The sequence below is a fragment of the Fimbriimonadaceae bacterium genome (genome assembly GCA_019638775.1).
GTDB lineage: Bacteria > Armatimonadota > Fimbriimonadia > Fimbriimonadales > Fimbriimonadaceae > JAHBTD01.
On sequence record JAHBTD010000043.1, the window covers coordinates 1 to 8517 of the forward strand.

General features: G+C 53.3%; 7 protein-coding genes. 4 read left to right on the forward strand and 3 right to left on the reverse strand.

Annotated elements, in window-relative coordinates; genetic code table 11:
• The first annotated feature begins 584 nt into the window (after nucleotides 1–584).
• The 3 genes from KF784_18930 to KF784_18940 are packed head-to-tail and all read left to right on the forward strand — an operon-like array spanning nucleotide 585 to nucleotide 4236.
• Nucleotides 585–1808, forward strand: coding sequence for a hypothetical protein (locus KF784_18930; GenBank protein MBX3121140.1), 1224 nt, complete (start codon nucleotides 585–587; stop codon nucleotides 1806–1808).
• Entirely contained in the window at nucleotides 1805–2293 is a 489-nt protein-coding gene (locus tag KF784_18935; protein ID MBX3121141.1) for a hypothetical protein, read from the forward strand. The genes KF784_18930 and KF784_18935 overlap by 4 nt, the downstream gene beginning before the upstream one ends.
• Complete coding sequence (locus tag KF784_18940) at nucleotides 2290–4236, forward strand: DUF3732 domain-containing protein (protein ID MBX3121142.1); 1947 nt, start codon at nucleotides 2290–2292, stop codon at nucleotides 4234–4236. Before KF784_18935 ends, KF784_18940 begins: the two co-directional genes overlap by 4 nt.
• A gap of 94 nt (nucleotides 4237–4330) precedes the next feature.
• Here KF784_18940 and KF784_18945 read toward each other — a convergent pair whose 3' ends face one another.
• The 3 genes from KF784_18945 to KF784_18955 all read right to left on the reverse strand — a co-directional run bounded on the left by KF784_18945 (nucleotide 4331) and on the right by KF784_18955 (nucleotide 7935).
• Entirely contained in the window at nucleotides 4331–6121 is a 1791-nt protein-coding gene (locus KF784_18945; protein MBX3121143.1) for a sel1 repeat family protein, read from the reverse strand.
• An 897-nt stretch (nucleotides 6122–7018) separates the two neighbouring features.
• On the reverse strand, nucleotides 7019–7732 hold the full coding sequence (locus KF784_18950) for a hypothetical protein (protein MBX3121144.1): 714 nt from the start codon (nucleotides 7730–7732) through the stop codon (nucleotides 7019–7021).
• Nucleotides 7729–7935 carry a helix-turn-helix domain-containing protein gene (locus KF784_18955; protein ID MBX3121145.1) on the reverse strand — a complete coding sequence of 69 codons (207 nt, stop codon included), beginning with the start codon at nucleotides 7933–7935 and terminating at the stop codon, nucleotides 7729–7731. The genes KF784_18950 and KF784_18955 overlap by 4 nt, the downstream gene beginning before the upstream one ends.
• Before the next feature lie 201 nt (nucleotides 7936–8136).
• Here KF784_18955 and KF784_18960 point away from each other — a divergent pair.
• Nucleotides 8137–8517 (forward strand): hypothetical protein (locus KF784_18960; protein ID MBX3121146.1); only part of this gene is annotated, 381 nt, incomplete at its 3' end.

The following is an 8517-nucleotide window of genomic DNA, read 5'->3' on the forward strand; positions in this document are numbered from 1 at the left end:
CTGGAATCGAACCAACGACCCTCAGCTTAGAAGACCCACTGGACAGCACTGCGAATAAGAAAGACTGAATGGCACTGACAGCCCATAATCTCGCACAGATAAAGGGAAAATTAACTTTTCGCTGTTACGGAGTGAGATTATGTAAGATTGGCAACCGGGACCAAAATTGGGAGTGAACCGGGAGTGAAACCGGGATCAGGGTTTCTACTCTTTATTCTCTCCAACCTAGACTCTCCCACATCTCTTTCTGACGAGGTTCGTCTTCAATGCTATGAACGCACTCCAGCAGTTGTGGCCGAGGCCGCTGTTCGTTAACGGTTCTATATTTTGAAAAAATGAGGAGCCCCTCCATATCGTTTGTCCACAGAACCTACAAGAACCATCTAACGAAAAGCCTCGAAATACTTACCCAGAACCGGTATATTCCCGCTGTCCATACACCGGATGAATGAATAAAGCCTTGAGCTAAACAGCCAGCATACTCAACGGTTTTCCGCAGCAGGGCAGCGTTGGTCAAGCCGTACGACATCGAGTCCATATAGGATAAAGTCAGTGGCAAACCGAAATTGAGTGCGAATGGATCGATGACGGCACCGAGCGCTGACAAATACTCAGCCAGCGAACAAGGTCTAGGATACATCTACCAGGCCCGTCTCGCCCTGCTCCGTCTGTTGCAGTTGCCAGAGGACACCGCCGTCTTCTTCGAGATGGACGACGACCTCGATTTCATCGACGCCGACGGCGGCAAGTCTTTGGCCTCGCTCAAGCACAAGGCGGTCGGCGACAGGCTGACCGACCTGTCGACTGACTTCTGGAAGTCCGTCAACATCTGGCTAACGCGGTACAATCGCTATGGTCGTGCCGCATCAAACCTGCGGTTCTTCCTGTTCACCACCGGCACGGTATCGACCAATTCGTTCCTTGCCCGGCTCCTCCCAGCCCAGCCTGCCGCTTCTGGCGATGCGGCAACATTGACAGACCTGGCCAATGCTGCACTCGCCGATTCGACGTCTAAAGTCATCGCGCCGATCGCCACGGCGTTCAACGAACTGAGCGATTTGGAGAAGCAGGATTTTCTCGAACGCATATTGATCCTTGACGCAAGCCCGCGCATCGGCGACATCCCGACGATCATCAAGGACAATCACATGCGAAGCATCCGGCGCGAACACCGCGATTTTGTCTTTGAGCGGGTGGAAGGCTGGTGGACTGATGCCGTCATCAAGCAGTTGACCGGCGCGAGCAAGGACGGAATCTTCGGCTATGAGGTTTCAGACAAACTCTCCAACTTCTCAGAGGAATACAAGACGGACAACCTGCCCATCACCTTCCGCGGAAAGGTACCCGCCGAAGAGATCGACATTGAAGGCGATCCGCGGCTGTTCGTGGCGCAACTGCGCGAGATCGGTATTTCGTCCAGTCGGATTAGGAGTGCGATCCTAGACTACTACCGGGCATTCGAGCAGCGATCGTCCTGGGCACGCGAAAACCTACTGGTGTCGGGAGAGGTCGAGGAATACGAAGATCGTCTCACTGACGAGTGGAATCGCTACAAAGATGTCGCCTTTGAGAAATTGAAGGACGACAGCGCCGAGGATGCACTCCGCGAAGCTGGCGCAACCCTTTACAACTGGGTGGAGTTCGAGACTGCGAAGCTCGAATCGCTGCGCATCCGCGCACGGGTAACGGAGCCCTACGTCCTCCGCGGCAGCTTCCACATCCTGGCCGATTCCACGCCCGAACCTAGGGTCTACTGGCATCCCAGGTTCCTCGATCGCCTCGTCGAGGTGCTGGGGCTAACCTCGTGAAGCGATGGAACCAGCGCCCCTTCGAGATTCGGAACCTGTTCAATCCTGCCTTCTGCGGTCTGGTGCTCTTCCGCGCCCTGCATGGCTACGAGGAAGAAAGCGCTCACAGCATGCCCTTCTCGCTATCGCTGCTTGTGCTGCCTTTGTGCCTGCACAAGGATTCGCGTGAGGTGATCGCCGGAAGCCCGCGCAGCTACCTGCTCAAGACCACGGAGAAGAATCAGCAGATCATGGTTGGCTTCGCCGACCGGGTCACGCAGATGCTGCCCTATGCCTTCGAGGCGTTTGGCCTACTGATGGAAAGGGGCTGCATCGCCATCGCGGACGACGGTCGCATCCAAACCGTGCCCGGCAAGATTCGGAAGACCGTCAGAGGAACAGCCGAGACCGTCTCCTGCCAAAAAGTGGCCCGTATTGTAGGAAGGGAATTCGCACGAATTGCTGACCGTGCGACCGTTTACACGACTTTCGGGATTCGGCCATGAGGATCAGATCCATCCACATTTACAGCCACAACGGCCAGCGCCGCGATATCCGCTTCAAGGTGGACGGGCTTAACATCATCACTGGCCGCTCCTCCACCGGCAAATCCGCGCTCTCCGAGATCATTGAATACTGCATGGGACGGTCTTCTTTTAACGTTCCTGAAGGCGTCATTCGCGACAAGGTAGCCTGGTTCGCGGTGATATATCAGTTCCAAAACGAACAGGTGCTGATCGCCAAGCCGACGCCACCCCGTGGCGCCGCCAGCTGCAGCACGGCGATGCTGCGAAGGGGTGCCCAGTTGCAGGCGCCCGAGTTCCAGGATCTAACGGTCAGCACCGACGACGACAGCATCGTCGAACTTCTGTCACGATTGCTGGGGATTCCCGAGAACCGCACCGATGTCGCGCTCGATCAAAGCCGTCAGAGTTTCGACGCTAACGTCAAGCACACGTTCTACTATCTGTTCCAGAAGCAGGGGTTAGTTGCCAATAAGGATCAGCTTTTCTACCGCCAGAACGAACAGTTTCAGCCGCAAGCGATTCGCGATACGTTGCCGATCCTACTCGGCGTCTCATCACACGACCGCTACGAACTGGAGTCCCGGTTGCGTTTAGCGCAGCGGGATCTTAGGATCAACAGCAAGCAGCTGGAGCAAGCGCGCGACGTCGTCAACGCATCGCACCAAGATGCCATCGGCCTCTATTCTGAAGCGAGGACGGTCGGCGTCATCGGCAACATTGACGACAACCCGAATGCTGACGAGATTATTCACGCATTGAGGTCGGCACTGTCGTGGACGCCCGAAACGGTGGCCGACGACGATGTCAGCCGAATTTCGCTCCTGGAGGAGGAGCTGAACCAGTTGCGTCGGGAGCGCCGCGATGCTCAGACCAGGATCGATGCGGCGAGGCAGTTCGCCAAGCGGGCGGGCGGCTACGAAAGCGAGGCCGCCGAACAGGTTGACCGGCTGGCCTCGATCAAGGCTCTGCCGAAGAACCCCCAAAGCGGCGAATGGCAATGGCCGTTCACCGAGCAGAACTTGGCGCTGGGATCCCCGGTGGCTACAATCTTGCTCAATGAGCTGGAATCGCTGGATAAGGAATTGCGCATCGCCAGCGTCCAACGCCCCAAACTTGAAGCCTACCTGACCGAACTAGCCGTCAAAACAGACAGAATCGCGGGCGCCATTAAGCAGAAGGAAGCGGAGCTATCCGCAGCTATCTCGGCGAACGAGGTCATCGCCCAGATGGGCTCCCGCAACAATGCAGCTGCGCGCGTGGTTGGCCGCATCAGCCTTTTCCTGGAGAGACTTCTCCCGAACGAAGATCTTACCAGGCTAGAGGCGGAGAATCGCCGCCTCAATAACAAGGTCAAGCAGCTTGAGGAACAGATCGGCGCCGACGACAGTAATGAACGCCTGACCTCGATCCTAAATCTTATCTCGGCACATGTCTCCCGGTACATCCAGAAGTTCCAGGCCGAGTTCTATCCCTACCCTGCGCGGCTCAACCTACCGCAGCTGACCATCATCTTCGATCGCCCTGAACGTCCAGTCCCGATGAGCCGAACCGGGGGTGGCGAGAATCATCTGGCTTACCACCTGTCGGCATTACTCGCCCTGCATCTGTTCGCGGCACAGAACAACCGCCCGATCCCTCGTTTTCTGCTGATCGACCAACCGACACAGGTCTACTTTCCGTCCGAGCAGGTCTATAAGGACGCCGACGGCTCGGTACAAAAAACTGAAGCCGACGCCGACCTCAATGCCGTGCACCGACTGTTCGAGCTATTGCTAATGTTCACCCGTGAGGACGTCCCCGGCTTTCAGTTGATCGTCACAGAGCACGCGAACCTTCGTGACCAGTGGTTCCAAGAAGCGTTGGTGGAACCGCCTTGGACAAAACCGCCGGCGCTAGTTCCAGAAAGCTGGCAAGCCCAATGATCTATGGTTCCAACACCTGGACAATCGTTTCTTGTTCACAAAAGAACGTAACATTACTAGAGCCTCACCGTTGTGCTCACGATTTATACCTTCCTCAGTATTTTTCGTTGCCATTGGGATTGACGGCGGCGAGTCTGGCCTTAGCATCCACATGACCTTGGTCCGCTGCTTTGCTATACCAGACTCTAGCCTCTGAATGGTCCTGTGCCCCCCCTTGACCGTTCTCATAAAGTCTACCGAGATTGTATTGAGCAGTAGCATAGCCTTGCTCGGCTGCCTTGCGGAACAAGGCGCGGGCATATGCATTGTCCTGCGGTCCACCTAGACCCTTGAGATACAGCAAACCAAGATTGTTCTGCGCCCCCGCATAGCCTTGCGTAGCTGCTTCGCGAAATAAGTAGCGGGCGTATACATCGTCCTGTAGCCCACCTTGACCATTGTGATATAGAACACCGAGATTATCCTGAGCTGCGGCATTGCCTTGCTTGGCTGCTTTCTCATACCAGGCCCGGGCCGCTACATGGTCCTGGGCGACCCCTAAACCATTGCTATAAAGTACGCCAAGCTTGTATTGCGCATAAGCCTGCCCCTGATCGGCTGCCTTTTGGTAGACTACCATTGCAACCTGATAATTACCCTCCCTATAAGCCTTGTCTCCTTCGGAAGTAGAAGGTGCGAGGAAGATTTCGGCTGCGACCCAGAATAAAATTAGCATAGTCATAAGAACAGAAGTTACAGCCCATCCCCAAATCTCTTGACGCTTGGTAAGCTTGTGGATGACTTTATTTATTGGACCAATATAATAACTACCAAAACAAAAATATATAAATTGGCTTATCCATGGACTATCTGTTGATTTTGGATCGACACTAAAAACCAGTATTTTTAAGATTGCTACAAATGGTGTAGTGACCACAGTGATAATAACTGTGGTCAGAAATGTCTTTTTGAAACTTCCTTTTCCGCCGACGATCCTATTCGGAATAAATATAAAAAGTGACCAAGCAAGAAGAATGGATAGCACTACTAAAAAAAAAGTTATTTCACTAATCAAGGGGACAGATTCGAAAAGAGAAGGAAAACTTTTTATTCCGGAGGCCTTATCTATAAAGGAAATGATTAACAGCACGAAGAAGAGATAAGACAAAGCGGTTTTTAGACTCAGTCTTCCCTGATCGATTACTGTGGCATAGTGCATAGGCTTTGTGAGAAGACTTAGATATGTCCATGCAAACTTTCGCAGTTCTTTAGTTGGATGATGTACTGTAACATGCAAAAGACTACGCCAGATCGATTGATTGTGCTCCTCACGTCTACGCAATGTCTCATCCATATGAAACTGCGCGATGACTAATTGGAGCATATGGTGTATTTCGGGATTTAAATCCCAAATAGATTTTGGATAAACGCGTTTATCCCTCATCGATATTGTTGTGCATAAAACCTCCTCTGATGATTCCTTTCTATTTCTTGCGCTACTTCTCAAGCAGCCGGCACGAGAAATGCCTCGATAATTTGCATCGTCCGTTAGAACATATAAGCCGATTAGAAGGTTCTTAAGACTATGTTCCTTAAAAAAATTGCTCTTGTGAGGCCTCAGGCACCTTAATAAATCTTGAACAAAGCCAAGGATTTCAGCCTGACCTAATTTACTGCTGTCGAGAACAATAGCGATTTTTAGCTTCTTCAGGTTACTTTGATCAAAGAACAATGCAGAGCTACCGCAGACATTCCATTTTAAAAACGCTTCATTTATAGATAAAAAGACTTGCGGTGGAATCCACGAAGGTAACGTGCCTGCGATTGTACCTTGACTAAGTTCTCGAGCTTCCGAACTGCCAAATGGCCCCACATACCCAATGGAAATAAGCCCTTGCTCGATCAATAACTTGACTTTACTCCGGTCCGGTTGCAATGAAGAACTGCAGTTCGAACAATACCTGCCATCCCCCATTACTCCACAATTTAAGCAGCGGAATATGTTGCCGAATTCCAAAGCGATCCTCAGATCAACATTGAAGTACTAGTGCAATTGTTGCAATTAGCAGAGATATCTGCACTACTTAGTTACTCCCTCTACCGCTGCTATTGAGTTGTCTAACCTTTAAACATCATCATGCCAACGCCGTGACCAAATCGCCCTATAGAGTTCAATACTTCGCATTGCACCTGCTTAACCTCTCAACTGCGACGCAGTGGAGAATACATTGAGACGATACTCTGCGCAAGAATGATCAGAGGATGATTACTACTTTGACCATATGAATCAAGTGAAGCGGGGGCTTCGCCCCCGATCCCCCCGGCCGTCCGGTCCAGTGGTCCGGAACGGCCGGGCGGCCTCGTTGGGCGGAGTCTTTGCGTTCCGAATCTCCTCATGGTTTTAGTATCCCTACTCTCTTCCCTGTCTTTGTAAGCAACGATCCAACAGAACGGCGGCCAAGCTAACGCATCGCCGCCTACTACAAGGACGGAGCATTGTTCCCTCTCACCCGTGAGGGATAGTGGTCGGGCGACAGGGAGAAATGGATTAGAGTATCTCACCGGCGCCCCGTCAGTCCCGCACAGTCGATACAGAGCCAGATTTCGCATGTAACGTCATGCTCCCTATAACAAAACCGCACCCATGCCGGTTCAAATTGGCAGAACTCGCAGAGCCGTTCCTTCGTATGCTCCGGACAGAGCCAGGCTTTGCGCGCACGATCATACGTGGTCGCTTCCCGTCCGCAACAAGCTGGACCAAAAAGACTCGGCAGCTTCAGATCGCATCGATGCCAGATCATGCTCACACCTCCTGATAAGCGAGCCCCTTTCCCAACACCAGTTGCAGAATCGTGCCGCTAAACCAAATGGGATGCCCCGAGAGCAGATCCTCCCAGGTCTTGATGAACACGATTCGAGGGATTTCGATCTCCCCTCTGATCCGTCGGTAGGCATTCCGGGTAGACCATTGATGCCGCATCTCTTCCCACAGCCGACTGATGGGAAAGCCGAGGGAGCGTTTCCAGGACCAGCACATATTCACGTAGCCACATTGATCCTGGACGTACTGACTGATGACGTAGCGACTCAGCCGGTTTCGGGAACGATGACTTGGCTGATAGGCCTTGATCCAGACGACCGGAGCCCCGTGCAGGGCCTGCCATTGCGCCGAGAGCCATTCCTGGGAGATCCAGAATCGCCGGGCGCGTTCCCCATCTGGCACCCGCCAGGCCCAGAAGATATGGAGCACCCCATGCCCTTCTTCCGTTCGGACCTGGTAATACTCCAACCCCTGAAAGCCCAGCTGGCGTTCGATCCGTTGCCGCAGCTGCTTGTGATGGTAGGTGAGCTTTTCCGCATCCCCGCCTTCCGCCGTCGACAGCGTGACCCACAGCACCTGGAACTGGTGGCATTCCCAGAACCAGAGCAGTGACCGCACCCGGTGATAGCCCCGTTTCTGCTTTCTGGTCCATTCTCCGGCGACGGGTTCCCGCCGGAACTCCTTCCAGCGGCTCATCGGGCACCTTCCGGCTGAGGAATCACCGGCCTCAGGCCAGCAGCGAGAATCCGTTCCAATTCCTCAATGGGAATCCGCACCGCTCGCACCGACGGCTTCACATAGGCAATCTGCCGCTTCAGGATGTACTTCCTGATTGTGCTTTCCTTCAGCCCTAACCGATTGGCCGCTTCTCGAATAGTGATCAATTTTGTACTGACCATCAGACACCTCCTTAAAAAGTGATTGTTAAGAGTCACGCTTGTTAGTTTTTAGGCGTGATTACTCTTGACAGCCATTAGCAGTGAGGAGGTACACTTGCCAAACAAATTCCGGTCAAGATGGCCCTTCAGCACGACACTTTTTTCGGTAGTGTTGGGATCAGGAAAATTGAGAGGGTTCGGCATGAAAAAGGAGTGGAAGGCATGAGCGCACAGGGGAAAGCCGAGCAGGACTTCCAACTGGAGTACCAGAAAGCGATTGAACGTATCCGCACAATGCCGGATGGCGCCGTCGGGTGGGTGCTCACGTTCCTGCAAACGAACCTCGAAGCCCTGACACCAACGGAGTGGACCCTGGTGGCGTTCGAAGTCGCGGCCTTTGTCGATGAGACGGGAGATCGATTCGGCGGGATGGTCGCCCCGGAAAGTGGCTGGAGCGTGGAAGGAGTGCCCAACGCGAAGAACTATCAGACGATACCCAGTCGCAAAGAAACCCAGGACATTCAGGCGACAGTCCTGGAGCAGTTAGAACTCTACTGGCACGAAGGTTACACCGCCTTCACCTTTCCGCAGATGACACTGGTC

Excerpts from the sequence above, each read along its gene's own strand:
- KF784_18930 (MBX3121140.1), top strand. The coding sequence starts at position 585 with ATGACGGCACCGAGCGCTGACAAATACTCAGCCAGCGAACAAGGTCTA.
- KF784_18940 (MBX3121142.1), top strand. The coding sequence starts at position 2,290 with ATGAGGATCAGATCCATCCACATTTACAGCCACAACGGCCAGCGCCGC.
- KF784_18950 (MBX3121144.1), bottom strand. The coding sequence starts at position 7,732 with ATGAGCCGCTGGAAGGAGTTCCGGCGGGAACCCGTCGCCGGAGAATGG.
- KF784_18955 (MBX3121145.1), bottom strand. The coding sequence starts at position 7,935 with ATGGTCAGTACAAAATTGATCACTATTCGAGAAGCGGCCAATCGGTTA.